This window comes from Psychrobacillus glaciei (genome assembly GCF_008973485.1).
Classification (GTDB): domain Bacteria; phylum Bacillota; class Bacilli; order Bacillales_A; family Planococcaceae; genus Psychrobacillus; species Psychrobacillus glaciei.
In genome coordinates this window covers 2,700,038-2,720,280 of sequence record NZ_CP031223.1, presented here as the reverse complement: position 1 = coordinate 2,720,280, position 20,243 = coordinate 2,700,038, and the positions used below count along the sequence as shown (strand labels likewise).

The 20,243-nt window shown below is 35.7% G+C and carries 16 protein-coding genes and 1 pseudogene; 14 read left to right on the top strand and 3 right to left on the bottom strand.

From position 1 onward, the window contains the following. Positions 1-73 precede the first annotated feature (73 nt). Positions 74-1,789 (bottom strand): sigma-54 interaction domain-containing protein, encoded by a 1,716-nt coding sequence (locus PB01_RS12715; protein WP_151700549.1) that lies wholly within the window; start codon positions 1,787-1,789, stop codon positions 74-76. Between the two features lie 363 nt (positions 1,790-2,152). Between PB01_RS12715 and hutU the strand changes: the two genes are divergently transcribed. The 10 genes and pseudogenes from hutU to PB01_RS12665 all read left to right on the top strand — a co-directional run bounded on the left by hutU (position 2,153) and on the right by PB01_RS12665 (position 14,411). Beyond that, positions 2,153-3,874, top strand: coding sequence for an N-tau-methylurocanate hydratase (hutU, locus tag PB01_RS12710; protein ID WP_151700548.1), 1,722 nt, complete (start codon positions 2,153-2,155; stop codon positions 3,872-3,874). 134 nt (positions 3,875-4,008) lie between these two features. Beyond that, a complete protein-coding gene (locus tag PB01_RS12705; protein ID WP_151700547.1) occupies positions 4,009-4,833 on the top strand; it encodes a basic amino acid ABC transporter substrate-binding protein in 825 nt (274 codons plus the stop codon). Positions 4,834-4,903: 70 nt separating this feature from the next. After that, on the top strand, positions 4,904-5,560 hold the full coding sequence (locus PB01_RS12700) for an amino acid ABC transporter permease (protein ID WP_151700546.1): 657 nt from the start codon (positions 4,904-4,906) through the stop codon (positions 5,558-5,560). Beyond that, positions 5,557-6,279 carry an amino acid ABC transporter ATP-binding protein gene (locus PB01_RS12695; RefSeq protein WP_151700545.1) on the top strand — a complete coding sequence of 241 codons (723 nt, stop codon included), beginning with the start codon at positions 5,557-5,559 and terminating at the stop codon, positions 6,277-6,279. Before PB01_RS12700 ends, PB01_RS12695 begins: the two co-directional genes overlap by 4 nt. Before the next feature lie 80 nt (positions 6,280-6,359). Then, positions 6,360-7,672 (top strand): annotated as a pseudogene (locus tag PB01_RS12690) (YjiH family protein). Positions 7,673-7,716: 44 nt separating this feature from the next. Continuing rightward, positions 7,717-8,952 carry an imidazolonepropionase gene (hutI, locus tag PB01_RS12685; RefSeq protein WP_225986028.1) on the top strand — a complete coding sequence of 412 codons (1,236 nt, stop codon included), beginning with the start codon at positions 7,717-7,719 and terminating at the stop codon, positions 8,950-8,952. A gap of 29 nt (positions 8,953-8,981) precedes the next feature. Further along, positions 8,982-10,148: a M20/M25/M40 family metallo-hydrolase gene (locus PB01_RS12680; RefSeq protein ID WP_151700543.1), complete on the top strand. Its 1,167-nt coding sequence runs from the start codon at positions 8,982-8,984 to the stop codon at positions 10,146-10,148. A 250-nt stretch (positions 10,149-10,398) separates the two neighbouring features. Further along, entirely contained in the window at positions 10,399-11,904 is a 1,506-nt protein-coding gene (gene hutH / locus PB01_RS12675; RefSeq protein WP_151700542.1) for a histidine ammonia-lyase, read from the top strand. Positions 11,905-11,989: 85 nt separating this feature from the next. Continuing rightward, on the top strand, positions 11,990-13,168 hold the full coding sequence (locus PB01_RS12670; RefSeq protein ID WP_151700541.1) for an amidohydrolase: 1,179 nt from the start codon (positions 11,990-11,992) through the stop codon (positions 13,166-13,168). 70 nt (positions 13,169-13,238) lie between these two features. Next, positions 13,239-14,411 carry a hypothetical protein gene (locus tag PB01_RS12665; RefSeq protein ID WP_151700540.1) on the top strand — a complete coding sequence of 391 codons (1,173 nt, stop codon included), beginning with the start codon at positions 13,239-13,241 and terminating at the stop codon, positions 14,409-14,411. Positions 14,412-14,725: 314 nt separating this feature from the next. On the opposite strand, the gene rpoN is transcribed toward PB01_RS12665, so the two are convergent. Next, positions 14,726-16,024, bottom strand: a complete 1,299-nt coding sequence (gene rpoN / locus PB01_RS12660) for an RNA polymerase factor sigma-54 (protein WP_151700539.1) — start codon at positions 16,022-16,024, stop codon at positions 14,726-14,728. 345 nt (positions 16,025-16,369) lie between these two features. On the opposite strand from rpoN, the gene PB01_RS21055 reads away from it, so the two are divergent. Next, positions 16,370-16,528: a hypothetical protein gene (locus PB01_RS21055; RefSeq protein WP_192797354.1), complete on the top strand. Its 159-nt coding sequence runs from the start codon at positions 16,370-16,372 to the stop codon at positions 16,526-16,528. A 126-nt stretch (positions 16,529-16,654) separates the two neighbouring features. Here the strand turns inward: PB01_RS21055 and rnhC are convergent, their stop codons facing one another. Then, positions 16,655-17,596, bottom strand: coding sequence for a ribonuclease HIII (rnhC, locus tag PB01_RS12655; RefSeq protein ID WP_151700538.1), 942 nt, complete (start codon positions 17,594-17,596; stop codon positions 16,655-16,657). A 78-nt stretch (positions 17,597-17,674) separates the two neighbouring features. On the opposite strand from rnhC, the gene zapA reads away from it, so the two are divergent. Genes zapA through polX form a run of 3 tightly spaced genes read left to right on the top strand, consistent with a single transcriptional unit; the run spans position 17,675 to position 20,235 of the window. Beyond that, positions 17,675-17,935: a cell division protein ZapA gene (zapA, locus tag PB01_RS12650; protein WP_151700537.1), complete on the top strand. Its 261-nt coding sequence runs from the start codon at positions 17,675-17,677 to the stop codon at positions 17,933-17,935. 4 nt (positions 17,936-17,939) lie between these two features. Next, positions 17,940-18,482 carry a CvpA family protein gene (locus PB01_RS12645; protein ID WP_151700536.1) on the top strand — a complete coding sequence of 181 codons (543 nt, stop codon included), beginning with the start codon at positions 17,940-17,942 and terminating at the stop codon, positions 18,480-18,482. A 49-nt stretch (positions 18,483-18,531) separates the two neighbouring features. Continuing rightward, positions 18,532-20,235, top strand: coding sequence for a DNA polymerase/3'-5' exonuclease PolX (polX, locus tag PB01_RS12640; protein ID WP_151700535.1), 1,704 nt, complete (start codon positions 18,532-18,534; stop codon positions 20,233-20,235). The last annotated feature ends 8 nt before the right edge of the window (positions 20,236-20,243 follow it).

The window sequence follows — 20,243 nt, the reverse complement described above, 5'->3', positions numbered from 1 at the left end:
TAAAAATTCCAACGGTAATAGTGTAGTTGATGTTTCGTCCAAAGCACTTTGAGAATTGAAAAGAAAAGATGCTTTAAAGGGGTGTAGGTTTTTCCAAATCATGTTTTTTAATATGATATTGCAAGCTTTGCCGAGTGATGCCAAGTTTTTTTGCAGCCTGCGAAACATTCCAGTCGGACTGTATTAATGTTGTTTCAATTAGTTGCTTTTCCGAACTTTTAAAGATTTTTTTCAGTGGTCTTTGCATTTCATTACTTTGATCAGCTGAATTATTTGTATGCGCCATTAGTATTTTTCCTCGCATATAAGATGGAAGATGATCCACTTCAATAACATCTGCATTTTCAGGTACTCGTATAATTAGGTTTTCTATCAGATGCTCTAGCTCTCGAATGTTCCCGGGCCACGAATATTGGAGCAAACTTTTCTGTAGTATATTCGAGAGGTCTGGAACTCTTTTAGTAAACTTTGCTTGAAATGATTTTAAGAAATAGTTGATGAAAAAATGTACATCTTCTTTCCGTTCTCTCAGTGGAGGAATATAAAGACTTGTATGGGCAATTCGATAAAACAAGTCAAGACGCATTTTGTTTTCAGCAATTAGTTTTTCTGGATCTTCGTTGCATGCACTAATAACAGTACACTTTACAGGTGCAACATCATTAGAACCTACTTTTCGAACTAACCGCTCTTGTAAAACTCGCATTAATTTTGTTTGTAAAGTAACCGGCATTGAATTTATTTCATCCAAAAAAAGTGTTCCATCTTGTGCATATTCAAACAAGCCAATTTGGTCTGTTGCACCTGTAAAAGCACCTTTAACAGTTCCAAACAAAGTGCTCTCGAGTAAATTTTCAGGAATTGCAGCACAGTTTATGGCGACAAAAGGTTTGTCCGCTCTAGGGCTATGATTATGCATACTTTGTGCGAACAATTCTTTACCAGTGCCTGTCTCTCCCACAATTAACGTATCCGCATTATGTATAGAAACATTTTGAGCTTCCTTGATAAGGTCTAAAAGGACAAGACTTTTTCCTTTTATATCATTAAACGTAAAAATTGTTCCGTTCTTTGAATGAGCTTTTTCTTCTCCTTTAATGTTTGCCTGTCTTTTTAGTTCGATTGTTTGATGAAGGCGATCTTTCAATTTGGATTCATTTGTACTAAGTGAATATACAGAAATAGTTTTTCCGTCTTTTTGAATTGGATATGTACTGTAGTTAACATATTTAGGTATCCCATTAACGGTGGAATGTGCACGATACCTTGAGTAAATTGGCTTTCCAGTCTTAAATGTATGTCGATGCTCAGAGTATTGCGGATTATAATTGTAAACGGACCATAAATGTTTACCAAGTATGTCTTGACTTGATAATCCCTCCATTTTTTCCTGCGCATCATTATATAAAGTAATTTCTCCTTCAAAGTTGCTCATCATGACTCCTTCATCAAGAGATTCAATTATTTTTTCTAAACAATATAATCGCTCTTCCGCTGAGGTAAATTCTTTTTTAATTTCTTTTAAACATAAGAAAATATAGGTAGGCTCTTCAGAAAAAACTTTAACGTTAACTGAAAACTGTTTGTCGTTTATTTCTAGTAGAAATGTATCGTTATTGATTAAATGCTTCGTATTGTAGTCAATTAAATGAGTGATAGATTCTCCAATTGTTACATTTATAGGAAGTTCCTCTTTTATGTCATACCAAAGAATTCCAAGTTCCTCATTTATAGCAATTACACCATCCACAAAACTTCTTACTATTGATCCGATTGTAGAAACAAGCAAGATATAACTACTCCTTTCAATTATAAAATTATCAATAGTATAGCATGATTCTGAGTATTTAGAAGAGTCTGCATGTAAAATTTATCTGCACCTATCTAAATAGCATAGAACTCAAGGTTTTTAATCTTTATCGCTTAATTTTCGGATAATTCGCGAAATTTATCTGCGGTATTTGCTGTTTTATTGCATGTATGTGGGAACTGAAAATCATTTAGTCATAGAAAGAAAATCTAAAATAACTTAGTTATAGTTAAGTTATTTGCGATAAAACGTTTATTTTTTTATTAATTAAGAAAATTGGCACGACTCTTGCATTATAGAATACTGTAAAACACAATTAAATTTTTTTAGGGGGAACTAACCATGACAACACCAGAAATTTTATATTCCGTAAAAGCACAAAGAGGACCCGAGTTACGTTGTAAAGGATGGAGACAAGAATCGATTTTACGTATGCTTGAAAACAATATGGAGAATGCGGAGAAACCGGAAGAACTTGTCATCTACGGTGGTATCGGGAAAGCGGCTCGTAACTGGGAGTCTTACCACGCAATTGTGAAGTCATTAAAAGAGTTAGAAGATGATGAAACACTAGTTGTTCAATCTGGTATGCCGGTAGCGATCTTCAAAACACATAAATATGCTCCAACCGTTGTCATGGCAACGACAAACATTATGAAAGCAGATTGGCCAACATTCTATGATTTACAAGATAAAAACTTAACGATCTATGCAAACTATACTGCGGCACCTTGGGAATATATCGGTACACAAGGGGTAATCCAAGGAACATTCGAAACCCTTTCTGCGATTGCTCGCTTGCACTATAACGATTCACTTGTTGGAAAAATTCTTTTAACTGCAGGAGCAGGTGGGATGGGTGGTAACCAAACTCGCGCGATGACGATGCATGGTGGAGTAGCGATTTTAGTGGACGCAGACGTGAAAATCATCAAGAGAAGAATTGACAAAGGATTCATCGATGAGCTAGCAGGTTCACTGGACGAAGCAATCGCAAAAGCGAAAGAATATGCAGCTGCTGGAAAACCACTTGGTATTGCAGTTGTTGGAAACGCAGCAGATGTATTTGAAGAAGTGCTAGAAAAAGGCTGGTTACCGGATATTTCTACATCAATGACTCCAGGACATGACCCAATCTCGTACTTACCATCTGGATATACAGTAGAAGAAGCAGAACATCTTCGGGACACGGACCGCACGCTATACTTGGAAAAAGGTCGCGAAACAATGATTCGTGAATTGAAAGCGCTTATTAAATTCATGGATTTAGGTGTTCACTCGTTTGAATATGGAACAAGTCACCGAAAAGAATGTATCGATGCAGGAATGGATGCAAAAGAAGCGAAGCGTCTTCCAGGTTTCGTAGCAGAATATATTCGTCCACTATTTTGCGAAGGGCGCGGACCATTCCGTTGGATCTGTTTATCTGGAGAAGCCGAAGACTTACGAAAAATTGACGACATGATCTTAGAGAAATTCAGCGACGATCACTTAGTAACACGTTGGATCAAGCTAGCAAAAGAACATATTCCAATTGAAGCACTACCAGCACGTATTTGTTATATGGGCTTTGGTCAACGTAAAGCATTTGCATTAGAAGTAAATGGCATGATTCGCCGGGGTGAATTAGCTGGACCAGTTGCGTTCTCTCGTGACAATCTAGACTCAGGTTCTATCGTGAATCCGACATTCGAATCTGAAAACATGAAAGATGGTAGTGACTTAATCTCTGACTGGCCAATGTTGAACGGGCTATTAAACGCAGTCGGTATGTGTGACTTAATCGCGATCCAAGCAAACTACTCGATGGGTGAAGCAGTTCACACAGGCGTAACAATGGTAGCAGATGGTACAGCAGAGTCAGATATGAGATTGGAAGTAGCAATGACTGTAGACTCTGGAATTGGAGTTGTTCGTCACGCGCAAGCTGGTTACGAAATTGCACAAGACGTTGCGAATGGTAAAGGGAAGTTAACGGACGAAAGCATTAAAATTCCTTTATGGTGGAAACGTGAAGCTACATTTGGACCGAAAGATCTAAAAAAAGAAGAAGCAAAAGCTTAAGGTGTAAAAAATGTAAGCAAGGGATCTATATTGTATTAGATCTCTCCTTACCTTTATCTACTTTTTAAAAGGATTACTTTTCTATTCTTGAATAATTGATTTAAAAAATTGACTAAATCTAAGGGGACTATTAAATGAAGAAGAATATTTTTCTAACTATCGTTTTGATTTTTTCTCTAATTTTAGCTGCTTGTGGTACCGATGATGCTAGTGCAGGTAAGGGTAATGGTTCAAGTGTAGAAAAGAAAAAGCTTAAAGTAGCCACAGAGGCAAACTATGCACCTTTTGTCTATTTAGATAAAGGTGAAATTACAGGATTTGACGCAGACTTTATGAAAGCGGTTGCGAAAGAAGCTGGTTATGAAATTGAGCTTGTAAATGTAGGTTGGGACCCTTTATTTGTTGAAGTAAAAGATAAGCTTTCCGATTTAGGTATATGTGCGATCACGATTAATGATGAGCGAGAACAGACATATGATTTTTCTGTTCCTTATTATTTATCTACTAACGAAATTCTAGTTCCTGAAGGTAGTGATATCGAAAGTGCTGCAGACTTAAAAAGCAACAAGGTAGTTGCAGTTCTTGGTGGAACAACAGGACAAGAAGCAGTTGAAAGTGTTCTTGGAAAAAATCACAAAAACATTAAGAAATTCGACAATAATAATCTAGCTATTTTAGAAATGATTAGCGGCGGAGCGGATGCAGTTGTTGCAGACAATGCAGTAGTCGAAGAATATGCAAAAAACAATCCAGATAAAAAGCTAGTAGTTATTAAAGACGAAGAAGGTTTTGAGAAAGAGTATTATGGGATTATGTTTCCAAAAGGCAGTGAACTTAAGAAAGATTTCGATGTAGCTGTTACTAAAGTATTAGAAAATGGTACGTATGCAAAAATTTATGAAAAATGGTTTGGTGCTGAGCCGGACGTAGCTACGCTGTTAGAACAACAGAAAAAGTAGTAAATTTGTTCAAATTGCGTAACTCCCTATGCGTAGTTACGCAATTTTGGTTCCAATGGGGGGGACATCAATGGATTTTAGATTAGATATTATAGTAGAGTATATTCCTTTCTTTCTTAAAGGTACGTTACTAACAATCGGATTGTCGATTGTTGGGATACTAATAGGGACTGTACTAGGACTATTAATTGGCTTAGGGAAAATGATGCGTAATAAGTTCATCTCATTTATATGTAATTGTTATATTATATTTTTCAGAGGGACACCTTTATTTGTCCAAATATTATTAATTCACTTTGGTATTGTTCCTATGTTAATAGGACATACAAACGGTATAGTAGCTAGTATTATTGCACTTTCCTTAATTGCGGGTGCATATATATCAGAAATTTTCAGAGCAGGAATTCAGTCAATTGATAAAGGCCAAATGGAAGCTTCGCGTTCACTTGGTATGAATCATATCCAATCGATGAAAGATGTTATTTTGCCACAAGCTTTTAAAAGAATGATTCCTCCTTTAGGGAATGAATTCATCGTACTTATTAAGGAATCATCTCTAGCGGCAATCGTTGCAACTCCAGAGTTAATGTATTACGGACGAGCACTAGCAAGCCAATATTACCGTGTGTGGGAGCCATATCTTACAGCTGCGCTTATTTATCTCGTGTTAACTACTTCTTTGAGTTTCTTATTAAATCGTCTTGAAAGAAGGTTGGCAACAGAATGATTCAAGTGAAAAATTTAAAGAAATCGTTTGGTAGTAATGAGGTTTTAAAAGATATCAACGCATCTATTAAGCCGAAGGAAGTAGTGGTGGTTATCGGGCCATCTGGATCAGGGAAATCTACTTTTTTAAGATGTCTGAATTTACTTGAATCTATAACGGACGGTTATGTAGCAATTGAAGGTGTAGATATAACAGATAAAAAAACAGATATTAATAAAGTAAGAACAGAAGTTGGTATGGTATTTCAGCAATTTAATTTATTTCCACATAAAACTGTGATTGAAAATATTATGCTTGCTCCAATGAGAGTAAGAAAGTTATCAGCGGAACAGGCAAAAGAAAGAGGCATAGAACTTCTTCGTAAAGTAGGGCTTAAGGAGAAAGCAAACGCTTATCCAGATTCTTTATCTGGTGGACAAAAACAGCGAGTAGCTATTGCCAGAGCCTTAGCAATGGAACCCAAAATAATGCTTTTTGATGAGCCGACATCAGCTTTAGATCCAGAAATGGTTGGTGAAGTGCTAGAAGTGATGAAACAGTTAGCTCTTGAGGGAATGACAATGGTGGTTGTGACACATGAGATGGGCTTTGCTCGTGAAGTTGGAGATCGTGTTTTGTTTATGGATGGTGGTTATATCGTAGAAGAAAACATCCCTAAAGAATTATTTGAAAACCCGCAACAAGAAAGAACAAAATCGTTTCTAAGTAAGGTTTTGTAAAAAATAAAAGAACGTTCTTAAACTGTCTATTATGGGGTGATGTAATGAGTAATTTTCAAGAATCAGTGGATAGTCAACAAATGACCATTGGAGAAAGTCAAAAGATTTACTCTTTCAAAAACTTTTTGAAGTTTTTCTGCTTTAGTGCCATAGGAATATTTATGTTTTTTATTCCTATTGATATAAACGATAAAAACTCCATACCATTAGACCATCTCGTAACATGGCTACGATCGTTGTCCGGGACCGCAAATGCTTATTATACGATTATTCTAGTATTGTTAGGAGCGGCATACCCTTTTTACACAAAAACTTGGCGAAAAAGTAAAGTGGAGATGGTGCTATCCGGATTTAAGGTATTAGGGGCAATCGCAGCGATTCTTGTGTTGTTTAATGTTGGACCTGCTTGGTTAATGGCAGAAGACATGGGGCCTTATTGGTTTTATAGTTTACTTATCCCAATCGGGGTTCTTGTTCCAATAGGAGCTATTTTTTTAGCTTTATTAGTAGGGTATGGACTGCTTGAATTTATCTGTATTTTTATGCAACCGATTATGCGACCAATTTGGCGAACACCTGGACGATCCGCAATTGATGCAGTTGCTTCATTTGTTGGCAGCTATTCAATCGGATTATTAATTACAAATCGAATTTATAAAGAAGGAAAGTATACGAAAAAAGAAGCAATCATTATTGCAACTGGTTTTTCCACTGTATCCGCTACTTTTATGATTGTTGTTGCTAAAACGTTAGATTTAATGCATATATGGAATCTCTATTTTTGGCTTACATTTTTAGTTACATTTGTTGTGACGGCTATTACAGTAAGGATTTGGCCAATAAATAAAATGAGCGATGATTATTATACGGAAGAAGGATTTCCAGAAGAAATTATTAAAGAAAAACGATTAAAATATGCTTGGGAGCAAGCTATGAATACTGCATATAATGCTCCAAAACTGAAAGATAATATATTTGTAAACGTTAAAGATGGATTAGTAATGGCAATGGGTATTTTGCCTTCCATTATGTCCATTGGGTTATTGGGGCTAATTCTAGCTAATTATACACCCGTTTTTGATTATTTAGGTTACATTTTTTATCCATTAACATGGATTCTACAAATTCCAGAGCCATTTCTTGCTGCAAAAGCTGCAACAATTAACTTAATAGATATGTTTTTACCTTCATTAGTCGTTCTAAAACTAGTATAGAAACTCGATTTATCATTGGCTCTCTCTCCATTTCGAGTATCTTATTCTTTTCGGCATTGATCCCTTGTATTCTATCAACGGAAATAACTATTAAGATGGGTCATATATTAGCGATTTGGTTTTTAAGAACAGTGCTAACGCTTATTATTGTTACACCCCTGGCATTTTTATTTCTCTAAGCTTATCAACAAAAGTTGGTTTAGGAATGAAAGGAGTTTTTGGAATGAAAACAAAAGTTAATTTAGTCATTAGTAACGCCGCTGAAGTAATTACCTGTACTGGGGAAGGCATGGCAGGGATAAACGTTCTAAAGAATATTTGGATTGCAGTTAAAGGTGACAAAATCGTTGGAGTTGGTTCAGAGGAGGAAATTAGTAGTAATTTTGATATAGAACATTCAAAGATAATGGATGCTACTGGAAAAGTTGTTGCACCGGGGTTTGTGGATTGTCATACTCATCTTGTTTTTAATGGTACACGTGTTGAAGAATACGCAGCGAAACTAACCGGAAATGATCCTGGAAAATTAAAAGAGCTTGGAATTACAACAGGTCCTAACCGGACAATTGAATTGACACGAGATGCATCAGAAGAAGAATTATTTCAGCAATCTAAGAAAAGAATATTGTCCATGCTTGACTATGGAATAACAACTATTGAAAGTAAAAGTGGTTATGGTTTAACGACAGAAAGTGAAATAAAAATTCTAGAAGTGGGCAGAAGATTGGATAAAGAGACTCCTGTAGATGTACTTAATACATTTTTAGGTGCGCATGGATTTCCAAAAGGTATGTCGAAAAGCGAATACCTGGATGTTATTATCAATGAAATGATTCCTCAGGTTGGTGAGCGGAAACTTGCAGAGTTTTGTGACGCTTGGTGCGATGATGGATATTATACTGCGGAAGAATCCAAACAAATTTTAGAAGCTGCTTTGCAGTATGGTATGAAGCCCAAATTACATGCGGATGCCTATTCATACATCGGTGGTTCGGACTTAGCGGTAGAGATGAACATGGTTTCTGTAGATCATCTAAACTACACACCTGTAGATGTTATGGAAAAACTTGCGAAATCGGAAGTAACAGGTGTATTAATGCCAGCGTTGGATTTTGCAGTTGGTCATAAAAGCCCTTTTGAAGCGAGAAAAATGCTTGACATGGGGATGAAGATAGCTCTTGCAACTGATCTTTGCCCTGCATGTTATACAGAATCCATGCAATTTGTCATTAACCTTGCTTGCAAATTATATAAATTCACAGTAGAAGAAGCAATAAAAGCGGCTACATATGGCGGAGCACAAGCGCTAAATTTATATGATCGAGGAGTTATACAAGTTGGTAAACTTGCAGACTTACAGATCTGGGACATTCCAACTTATAAACACATTGCCTATGAACTTGGCACAAATATTGTAGAGACAGTTATTAAAGATGGAAAAGTTGTAGTTTGTAGATAAAATATATCTAAATAATTGGAGGATTTACAATGACACAAAAACAATTCGCCACCGCTGCTGAACAAGTAAATGAAGAACGTTTATTAGAATTATTTCTAGAGCTCGCAAAAATTAATGGTCCAAGTTCAAAGGAACAACTAGTAGCAGATTATTTAATAAATGCATTAACAGAACTTGGATTCACACTTGAATTTGATGAAGCACATAAAAAATTTAATGGAGAAGTAGGGAATTTGATTGCATGGAGAGAAGGAACGGATTCCTCCATTCCTCCACTGTTTTTCTCTACACATATGGATACAGTACTTCCGACAAAAGGCCTGAAACCAATAATAAAAGATGGTATTATTTATTCAGACGGTACGACAATCTTAGGTGCAGATGACCGTGCAGCATTAGCGTCATACCTTGAAGCGATTAGAGCAGTGATTGAAAGTGGAATTCCGCATGGTCCTATCGAATTTGTATTAACCGTGAATGAACAACCAGGACTTGTTGGAGCGATTCATATGGATTATAGCAAAGTGAAGAGTAAGGATGGTTATATATTCGATAGCAGTGGAGATGTTGGTCAAATTATTTTAAAGGGACCTTATAGTAGTAGAATTTGGTTAACAGTGGAAGGAAATGCAGCTCATATTGCTCTAAATGCTGAGGAAGGAAATAGCGCTGTCCTTATTGCTTCAAAAGGATTATTAAACATGAATCTTGGAACAATTGATGATGAGACACTTGCCAACATTGGCATTATAGAAGGTGGAGAGCTTACATCAATTATACCTGGTACTGTTAGGGTTGCAGGGGAAGTTCGTAGTTTTTCAAAAGAAAAATTAGAAAAGCAATTGCAGCATATGGAGGATGTTATGCAAGAAGCAGCAGAGAAAAACGGAGGAAAATTGCAAGTTATAATTGAGAAAAAATATAGTGGTTTCGATATTCCAGAAGATCATATTTTAACAAAAACAGTTGAAACAGCTGCCCATAATATAAAAGTCAATCCGTATTTAACGGAAACACTTGGCGGCGCTGATACGAATGTATTAAATGAGAATGGATTAACATGTATTACGCTAGGTAATGGATTCCAAAACATTCATTCTTTTAGAGAATGTTTGAGTGTAGAAAACTTAATAAATACCGGTAGACTTACGGCAGGGTTAATTGAACAGTGGTACTACAATCATAAAAAAGAGTAATTTTCTATAGTTGAGTTAATTTCATAAATAGCAATTAATTATAAAATAACGAACAATGATTATTTTTTTGATTGGATCGACAGGCGGCGACTCCAGCGGGATGAGTGAGACAGATGAGACATCACAAACGACGCGAAGCGGCGGTGATGGCTAACCGCTCACCCCGCCGATAGCGGAAATCATGCTGATTTATGAAATTGAGTCAGTTATCTGTTTAATGAAAACATACAACATACAGGAGTGGGCATATATGACAAATGATAAATTAGTAGAATTAGATGGTCTAACATTAGATAGACATAAAATCGAAAGCGTTGTTTATGGATCAGCAAAAGTAGTAATTCCAGAAGCAGATTTAATAAGAGTTCGTGCGAGTCGCGAACGAATTGAAAAACAACTGAGAGACGGAAAAGTTATTTACGGAGTTAATACGGGATTTGGTAAGTTAAGTGACATCGAAATAGAAAAAGAAGACATCGCCAAATTACAACTTAATTTACTTCGAGCAGACGCAGTTGGTGTAGGTGATCCATTGCCAACTCCAATAGTTCGGGCGATGATGACGCTTCGTGCAAATGCGCTAGCAAAAGGATTTTCAGGGATTAAAGAAGATACTCTTTTATTGTTAGTCGAAATGATTAATAAGGGTGTACATCCAATTGTTCCGTGTAAAGGGTCTGTGGGAGCTAGTGGAGATTTAGCTCCACTAGCGCATGTTGCGATCGTTTTAATAGGGGAAGGAAAAGCTGAATTCGAAGGAGAAGTTCTTTCGGGTGGGGAAGCTTTGAAACGAGCAGGTTTAAAGCCAGTTACATTAGAAGCGAAAGAAGGCCTTGCATTAATAAATGGAACACAAGCAATGACTGGCGTTGGGGTTGTCGCTATTAATGAGGCAGAGCGTCTTGGTTTAGCTGCTGATATGGCGGCATGTTTAACAATGGAAGCGTTACAAGGAATTATTTCTGCATTCGATCCTGAATTATTAGCAGTTCGCCCACATCCAGAGTTAGAATTCGTTGCATCTCGAATGAGAAATTGGTTAGAAGGAAGTAAACGCATTACCCATCAAGGGGAAGTTCGCATGCAAGATGCATATTCGATTCGTTGTATTCCACAAGTACACGGGGCATCATGGCAAGCGTTTAATTATGTAGAGGATAGATTGAAAATTGAAATTAATTCTGCGACAGATAATCCAGTAATCTTAGAAAATGGAGAAATTATTTCTGGGGGTCATTTCCATGGACAACCAATTGCACTTGCAATGGATTTCTTGAAAGTAGGAGCAGCAGAATGGGCGAATATTTCAGAGAGAAGAACAGAGCGACTTGTGAATCCACAGTTAAGTGGCTTATCGCCATTTTTAGCGATGGATCCAGGTTTAGAATGTGGATTGATGGTTGTCCAATATGCAGCAGCTGCACTTGTTTCGGAGAATAAGGTACTGGCACATCCAGCAAGCGTAGACTCTATTCCGACTTCTGCTAACCAAGAAGATCATGTAAGTATGGGTACGATTGGCTCGCGTCAAGCTCGTGAAATTATCCATAACAGTGCTCGTGTCATTGCGATTGAACTAATCTGTGCTTCACAAGCTATTTACTTAGAGAAAGCTGAAAGTCAATTGGCTCCAGCTACCAGAAAATATTTAGAAATTGTTCGAGGCATTTGCCCTCCATTAGATGGAGATCGTGCTATTTCTGATCAAATGGAAGAGTTGGCACAATATATCTTACGAGCGGACGATTTGAAATAACATTAAGAAAGAAACCAATTCTAACTGTTAAACATACAAACATCAGTTAGGATTGGTTTTTCCATAAACATATTATTTAGGGGGTATTAATTTGGATGAAATTGAGGTATTAGATTTTGAAAAAGTAAAAAATGATGTAGTTAAATGGAGAAGATATTTCCATCAGCATCCTGAATTATCGTACGAAGAGATAAATACATCTCAATTTGTTTATGATACGTTAAAATCTTTTGGAAGTATTGAAGTAACGCGACCGACAAAAACAAGTGTTATGGGTCGTTTAATAGGAAGCGCGCCAGGTAAGGTACTTGCAATGCGAGGAGATATGGATGCCTTGCCAATTACAGAAGCAACAGATTTACCATTTGCTTCAGAAAATCCAGGTATCATGCATGCATGTGGTCATGATGGGCATACAGCAATGTTACTTGGTGCGGCAAAGATTCTTGTTCAAAGGAAAGATAAAATAAAAGGAGAAGTGAGATTCATATTCCAACATGCAGAAGAATTATTTCCTGGGGGAGCGCAAGAGATGGTGAAAGCAGGTGTGTTGGACGGAGTGGATAAGATTATAGGACTTCACCTCTTTACAATGATTCCTACCGGAAAAATTGTGATTCCTTATGGGCCATTCACTGCAAACTCAGATATATTTGATATAAAAATTGTGGGTAAAGGTGGCCATTCCTCACAACCACAAGAAACAATTGATCCAATTGCAATAGGTGCGCAAGTTGTTAATAACATTCAACATATCATCGCAAGAAATATTGATCCATTAGACCAAGCTGTTGTTTCTATTACAGAGTTTAACGGTGGAACTGCTAAAAATATAATTCCTGATTCGATAAAAATTGGTGGCGGTGTAAGAAGTTTTAATAAAGAAGTACGTGTTAATATTTCAAAACGAATAGAAGAAGTAGTAAAGGGTATAACAGCAGCTCATCAAGCAACATATGAGTATGAATATGAATTTGGTTACGCTTCCGTCTTTAACAATCACGAGGTTACAGAAGAGATAGAAAAGCTAATTGAAGAGAAATTTGATTCAAATACGATTATGGAAACCCCGCCTTTTATGGGTGGTGAAGACTTTTCAGCCTTTTCCCAAAAAGTTCCTGGCTGTTTCATTGGAATAGGCGCAGCAATAGATAAGGAAGAACTAAACTTTCCGCATCATCATCCTCGATTTGATATTGATGAAAGATCATTGGAAATCGGTCTCAAGCTTTTAATTGAAGCACCTTTTAAACTATTAAACTAAAATGTACAACAAGCAATACTCTAAATGGAAATAAATGCACTATAAAACTATTAGAAAAGGAAGAGATGCAATGTTTCAAGAACCTGTAGTTGCAGCAATGGTAATATTAGGGTTGATTGCACTTGGAGAAGTAATATCGATAATAACTAAAGCAAGAATACCAATGCTATTTATTGCATTAATGGGATATCTCGTGTTAATTTGGGTTGGGGTATTGCCAAAGAGTATGATTCTGAATTCTGGCTTTGTTACTGTTGGAACTGTGTTGGGTACTGCTCCTGTTATTGTTCATATGGGAACGTTAATTCCTTTGAAAAGTATAAAGCTTCAGTGGAAAGCTGTAGCTATTGCTGTATTAGGTATTATTTTTGCTTCAGTTCTAATATTAACACTTGTCACATTAATATTTGACTATCCTGTTGCCGTTGCTGGAGTAGGTCCTCTTACAGGAGGTATAATAGCTCTTCTTGTTACGTCAGAGGGACTAAAGGAGCTAGGTCTAGTTTCTTTAGTAACAGTTCCGGTATTAATTATGGCGGTACAATCACTATTTGGTATACCAATAGCAACTAATATTCTTCGACGTTATGCACTTAAAATCCGTTCGGAAATGGACAACGGAACATATACTTCGGAAATAAAAGAAACAAAAAAAGGTGAACCTGTGAAAGATAAGTTTTTTCTTCCAGAAAAATATCGTAGTAATTTAATTCTTTTATTCTTATTATTTGTCGGGGGAGCGATTGCAATTGTTCTCGGGAAATATACTGTTATTCCATATAGCTTATGGTCTCTAATTATCGGTGTGTTGGGAAGAGTAGTTGGATTTTATCCGGAGCGGGTAATGGAACGTGCGAATGCATTTACAATAGGTATGGCAGGAATAATATTCCTAATAATTATTATGATGAATGACATTACATTTGGTCAATTTCTTGGATACTTGCCAGAAGTTTTCACAATAATTTTAGTAGGTATTATTGGGATTATTGGTGGTGGTTATTTTGGATCGAAGATATTTAAGTGGGATCCACTTAAAGGTATTCCAGTTGCACTTACTGCTACGTTTGGTTTCCCTGGTGATTACATTGTCTGTGAAGAAGTCAGCCGCAGTGTAGGGAGAGATAAAGAGGAGGAAGAAAAAATATTCAATGAAATTTTAACTCCAATGCTCGTTGGTGGGTTTACAACTGTAACGATAGGCTCAGTTATTATTGCAAGTATATTAATCAGGACTTTATAATTTAGTACATATAAATTTCTGAATATTAAAAATAGATTGAAATTAAATGAGCTAATGCCAACGAAAAAGGGTTACGGGTGAGATCCGTAACCCTTTTAAACTAGTCTTTCCCGTTTACATTCTTAGTTGTTATTGCATATTCTAGTCAGCGAAAAAGTGTTGAATTTTTTTTCAAAAACGCTCACTGTTCTATTTTTACTCCTTTTATCACGTTTGTTGATTAACTCTTTTTTTACATAAAACCACTTTGGAGAAGGGCTGAGCGGCCACAGTAGCATCCAAAAATCTCTACAATGGTGAACAAATGACTCTTTCTACACGCTTATCTCTTTACGTCTGGTTGCAGGAGGAATATTTAATTCTTCACGATATTTACTAATAGTACGCCTTGCGATTGTAATCCCTTTTTCATCATTAAAGTGATTTGCAATTTGTTGATCTGAAAAAGGCTTGCATTTATTTTCTTTCTTTATAATATTTTCTAAAAGTAATTTAACCTCAGTCTGAGAAATTAAATTTCCATCGCTTGTTTCTAACTTAGAAGTAAATAACTTACGAAGGTCAAAAGAACCTTTTGGTGTTTGAATGACTTTATTCATAGTCGCTCTGCTAACTGTTGACTCATGCATCTCTATCTCACTAGCAACTTCTTTTAAAGTTAATGGCTTCAGTGAACTAAATCCTTCTTTAAAAAAACTTTCTTGTTTTTTTATTAAAACCTCGACTATTTTTAAGATGGTTAAACGGCGCTGTTCTATACTATTAAGCAACCATTTATAGCTTGCGAATTGATTATTAATATATTTGGATGTTTCATCCTTAACATTCATTAAATCAGAGTACTGATTGTTAAAATGAATTTCGGGTAAATAACTTTCATTTAAGTAGTAAATCAGAATTCCATCCTTATATTCTACTACAATATCTGGAACTAAATATTCTACGGAAAAATCTGAAATACCAAAGCAAGGAGTGGGATTTAGTTTTTGAATGAAATCATACGTTTCTTTTATATTTGTTAACGGGATATTCATAATACGAGATAATTCGTTCCACTTTCTATTCGCTAATAAGTCTAAGTGGTTTTCAATCAGTCTTTTTGCTAATTTTTCTTCTGGGTAGCTGTATGTTATTTGTAAAAGCAAACATTCCTTCATACATCTTGCACCTAAACCTATAGGTCCCAACTGTTGAAGAAGATGAATTCCTCTCTCTATTGTTGCTTTATCAAATAGTTCATCACTAGTTAAATGTAAAAAACCACTATCATCAAGATTGTGTATAAGATATTTTAAAAGTTGCTGATCATCTTTATCTCTGAATACCAACATTGCTTGTTCAACTAAGATATGTCTCATTCCAATGTTATTACTTTGTGTGTAGTCTATAAGTTGTTGAGAGGAGCCAGTTAAAATAGTCTTTCCATTTGATCTTTCGGTATACAAAAAATCTGGAGGTTGTTCCTCCAATTCGATTAATGGATTTTCTAATTCTTGCTCTTTTATGTATTGATAAAGATCGAAAGTGGAATATTGCAATAATTCAATAGCCTGTTTTAATTGAAAAGTCATGACTAAACTTTGCTCTTGTCTCTGTGTAAGTATGAGTTCCATCGTATACCTCCTCAATTATTCTTACGCTTGTTTGAGAGCGTTTACATTAGAATTCACTTAATTATACTATAAATTTTGTGTTTTTTTAATAGAAAAATAAGAATATTGAGAATTATTTTATGTAAATTAATACCATATTATTTGAATGTAAAGTAAAAATGATTTTATGATGGTGGTTTGATTAGAGGTATTCATTTTTTTCGTTTTTTTTCCTTTTATCGGGCAAAGTTTATATGATTCAGTATGAGTAGGATTAGAGTTGGCGGACCCAAAAAATAGATAGCATCTATTGATAAAAAAGCGGTGAGCGATCGAAATTTCATCTTCGTCCGTTTTTAAAGGAGTATGAAAGCAACTGATCTCTCATTATCCAAAATTTATGTACCTTGTCTCTATCTATTTCAAGAGGGCGACGGACAAACACCAGCCACAAGATTACCTAAAAAAATTGCTCGTGAAGTGATGCAGTCACTTCACGAGCAAATTACTACGGTAAAAGTGTAGATGAGGTTTAGTCCAAAGAACTAGTGAAATAGAAAAGACAAGGTGCACTTAAAGGCAGCGTGCATTTTTCTTATAAAATTGGGATAAGTTCAATAAAATGAAAACATTTTTATTCGAAATTTTTGGTTAGAATCTTTTCTTATTCGCAATTCTAATCGCTTTTTGCGTATTGGCAAAATGCCATTTCGTAATGGATTTTAAAAATGTTTCTCCGTGTTTCAAATAAATTCTTGAAGCGATTTCATCTACTTTTGCACTGGCGCCTTTCGGAATAGTTGTATTTGCAATTTCACTAAGACGGTCCATTTCTTTTAAGAATGCATATCTTGCAATAATGGAGGCTGCTGCAACAGAAACATGCAGCTGTTCAGCTTTTGTAGAAAACAGTACATTTTCACGAATAATTTCTTTTTCCGCTTTAATATGTTTATAATAAATACCTCGTTCAGCAAACTGATCAATTAAAATATATTCTGGTTTTTCGGGCATTAATTTATTCAGCACGTGTTTGAGTGCTTGGTTGTGCATAAGGGCTTTTATCTTCCCTTGGGACCAACCTCGTCCTTGGATGTCATTATACTGTTCATTTTTTAAAACGAGCACACTATGCGTTAATGTAGCCATTAAATCTGGAGCCATTTTCCGCATAACGTCATCCGTTAGCATTTTTGAATCTTTTACTCCAAGTTCTTGTATAAATTCAATTTGATCTGCTCGAACAAAACATGCCGCTACTGTTATTGGGCCAAAATAATCTCCGGTCCCTGTTTCATCAGACCCGACGACAGAAAAAGAGGAGAAGTTGGGCGGTAATGTGTCACCTTTTGTCATGCCACTAACAACCTTTTCCATAGAGTTATTGGAGACTCCACCCCATAAGGAAGCTTCACGAGAAGCACCATTTCCTTGAAACATTACTTTACCAGACTTATAAATAGTAATGGCTGTATCTGATAGTTTTGCAGCAAAAATGACCCCTGGCGCAGATCTTTCTACTTTATATTGTGCGTAATGAGTTTTCACTTTTTCTATTTCATTTGGTTGCATTACTAAAACTTCGTTAGACATTCGTTCGTTCCTTTCTTCACATCACAATCTATTTCGTGTTATTATTATTAATAGGATTTTCTGGGGGAGGGAACGTCTTTGTCAGAACAACAAAAAACGAGAATTTCTGTTGATATATATGGACAGAATTATAAAATGGTAGGTTCCGAAACTTCTGGTCATATGCGTCTTGTTGCCTCCATGGTAGATGATAAAATGAGAGAAATACATTCTCATAACGGAAATTTAGATGTTGCTAAACTAGCAGTACTGACTGCAGTCAATGCAGTAAACGATTACATAAAGGTAAAAGAACAATTAGAGCTTCTAGAAGAAGAATTGAAAAAGTTAAAGGACTGAAAAAATGTTAGATATTCTGATTTTACTATTACTTATCGCCGGTTTTTTCACTGGTGCAAAACGAGGATTAGTTTTACAACTCATCCACATGACTGGTTTTATCATCGCACTCATCGTTTCCTATACTTATTATAAACCACTTGCAGAGAAATTTGTTTTATGGATTCCATTTCCTGCAGTAACTGCTGGATCTAAACTTACTATTGCAGTGGAGAGTTTAGATTTAGACCAAACATTTTATCGTATTATTGCATTTGCGCTCATTTTTATGGTCGTTAAATTTGCACTTCATTTATTAGCGTCGATGTTTGATTTTTTAAAGTATTTGCCTATACTTGGTTTTATAAGCAATATGATTGGGGCAGTTTTAGGATTTATTGAGTTTTATTTCATCTTATTTGTGTTATTATACGTTTTTGCCTTACTACCTATCGATCTTATTCAAAATTTAATATCAAAATCTAGTTTGACGTCATGGATACTTAATCACACACCAATACTATCAGAAGCAGTAAAAAGTTGGTGGTATATCTATATGGAAAAATAACTTCTCTCAGTAGAGGGAAGTTTTTTTTCGAATGAAAGGAGTTCTATCGATGGATAAAAAGACCATTATTCGTACATTAGAAAAAATTGCTTTATATATGGAATTGCAAGGAGAGAATCCTTTTAAAATTTCGGCCTTTCGAAAGGCTGCACAGGTTTTAGAACTTGATGCACGTAGTCTTGCTGAAATGGATAATATACTATCTTTAAAAGGAATTGGTACTGCTACAGGAGCTGTCATTGAAGATTTAATGAATAAAGAACAATCTAACTTGCTTCTAGAACTACAAAACACGGTACCTAGTGGATTGCTTCCTATGTTAAAAATACCAGGACTTGGCGGAAAGAAAATTGCCAAGCTTTATAAAGAATTACAAATTGACTCAATTGACGCATTGAAAGAAGCTTGTGAAACAAAGAAAGTTCAGTCATTAGCAGGATTTGCTGCGAAAACAGAAGAAAAAATATTAGCAGAAATTGCAAACCTTCAATCGAAGCCGGAAAGAACGGCGGTTTGGCAATTAGAACCAATCGTAGATATGATTGAAAGAAAGCTTTTAAATATCCCGACGATAGAAAAGTTTTCTGTAGCAGGGTCTTATAGAAGAGTAAAAGAAGCAAGTAAAGACATCGATTTCATTATTGGGACAAATTCACCTCAAGAAGTACGAGAAGAACTGTTAAACGTACTTCCAATAATTAAAATCATTGCAGCTGGAGATACAAAAGTTTCTGTAACACTAGCAGTTGAAAATGAAATAGATGCGGATTTCCGAATAGTAGAATTGCATCAATATGCTTCTGCTTTAAACCATTTTACAGGGTCTAAAGATCATAATATTAAAATGAGACAGATTGCAAAAGATCTAGGCAAGAAAATTAGTGAGTATGGTGTAGAGCTAGAAGATGGGACCGTACAGCATTTTGAATCGGAGAAAGCGTTCTATGCGTACTTCGATTTACCCTATATTCCTCCAACTGTTCGAGAGGATGGCTCCGAGTTTTCAAAACTAGATCAATTGCCTTCACTCGTAACATTGGACGATATAAAAGGCGATTTTCATATGCATACAACCTGGTCTGACGGAGCCCATTCCATCGAAGAAATGGTAGAAGCATGTAGAGCGAAAGGTTATTCCCATATGGTCATTACTGATCATTCCGATTATTTAAAAGTAGCAAATGGTCTCTCTAAAGAGCGCTTATTACGTCAAATTGAAACAATTTACGAATTACAAGCAAAATATACAGATATCGAACTATTTGCTGGTTCGGAAATGGATATTTTACCAGATGGTTCGCTGGATTTTGAGGATGAAGTATTACAGCAACTCGATTTCGTAATTGCTTCTATTCATTCAAGTTTTAGTCAGCCTCAGGAAAAAATTATGGAGCGTTTATTTAATGCAATAAAAAATCCACATGTGCATATGATTGCTCATCCAACAGGAAGAATTATTGAACAGCGTGATGGATACAATCCTGATGTACCAACTTTGATTGAATGGGCAAAAGAATATGGAAAAATTTTAGAATTAAATGCTAATCCATATCGTCTTGATCTAAAAACGGATTACTTAAAGTTAGCAAAAGAAGCATCTGTTCCGATTGCCATAAATACAGATGCACACCATATCGACCAACTAAAATACATGGATATAGGCGTACGTTATGCACAAAAAGCTTGGCTTCACAAAGAGAGTATTGTAAATACGTGGACATTAGAGAAGTTCAAGCAATTTATTAAGAAATAATGAGGGGG

What these genes read in the sequence shown, in the direction of transcription:
- hutU (WP_151700548.1), top strand. Translation starts at nt 2,153, where the DNA reads ATGACAACACCAGAAATTTTATATTCCGTAAAAGCACAAAGAGGACCC.
- PB01_RS12705 (WP_151700547.1), top strand. Translation starts at nt 4,009, where the DNA reads ATGAAGAAGAATATTTTTCTAACTATCGTTTTGATTTTTTCTCTAATT.
- PB01_RS12700 (WP_151700546.1), top strand. Translation starts at nt 4,904, where the DNA reads ATGGATTTTAGATTAGATATTATAGTAGAGTATATTCCTTTCTTTCTT.
- PB01_RS12695 (WP_151700545.1), top strand. Translation starts at nt 5,557, where the DNA reads ATGATTCAAGTGAAAAATTTAAAGAAATCGTTTGGTAGTAATGAGGTT.
- hutI (WP_225986028.1), top strand. Translation starts at nt 7,717, where the DNA reads ATGAAAACAAAAGTTAATTTAGTCATTAGTAACGCCGCTGAAGTAATT.
- PB01_RS12680 (WP_151700543.1), top strand. Translation starts at nt 8,982, where the DNA reads ATGACACAAAAACAATTCGCCACCGCTGCTGAACAAGTAAATGAAGAA.
- hutH (WP_151700542.1), top strand. Translation starts at nt 10,399, where the DNA reads ATGACAAATGATAAATTAGTAGAATTAGATGGTCTAACATTAGATAGA.
- PB01_RS12665 (WP_151700540.1), top strand. Translation starts at nt 13,239, where the DNA reads ATGTTTCAAGAACCTGTAGTTGCAGCAATGGTAATATTAGGGTTGATT.
- rpoN (WP_151700539.1), bottom strand. Translation starts at nt 16,024, where the DNA reads ATGGAACTCATACTTACACAGAGACAAGAGCAAAGTTTAGTCATGACT.
- PB01_RS21055 (WP_192797354.1), top strand. Translation starts at nt 16,370, where the DNA reads ATGAAAGCAACTGATCTCTCATTATCCAAAATTTATGTACCTTGTCTC.
- rnhC (WP_151700538.1), bottom strand. Translation starts at nt 17,596, where the DNA reads ATGTCTAACGAAGTTTTAGTAATGCAACCAAATGAAATAGAAAAAGTG.
- PB01_RS12645 (WP_151700536.1), top strand. Translation starts at nt 17,940, where the DNA reads ATGTTAGATATTCTGATTTTACTATTACTTATCGCCGGTTTTTTCACT.
- polX (WP_151700535.1), top strand. Translation starts at nt 18,532, where the DNA reads ATGGATAAAAAGACCATTATTCGTACATTAGAAAAAATTGCTTTATAT.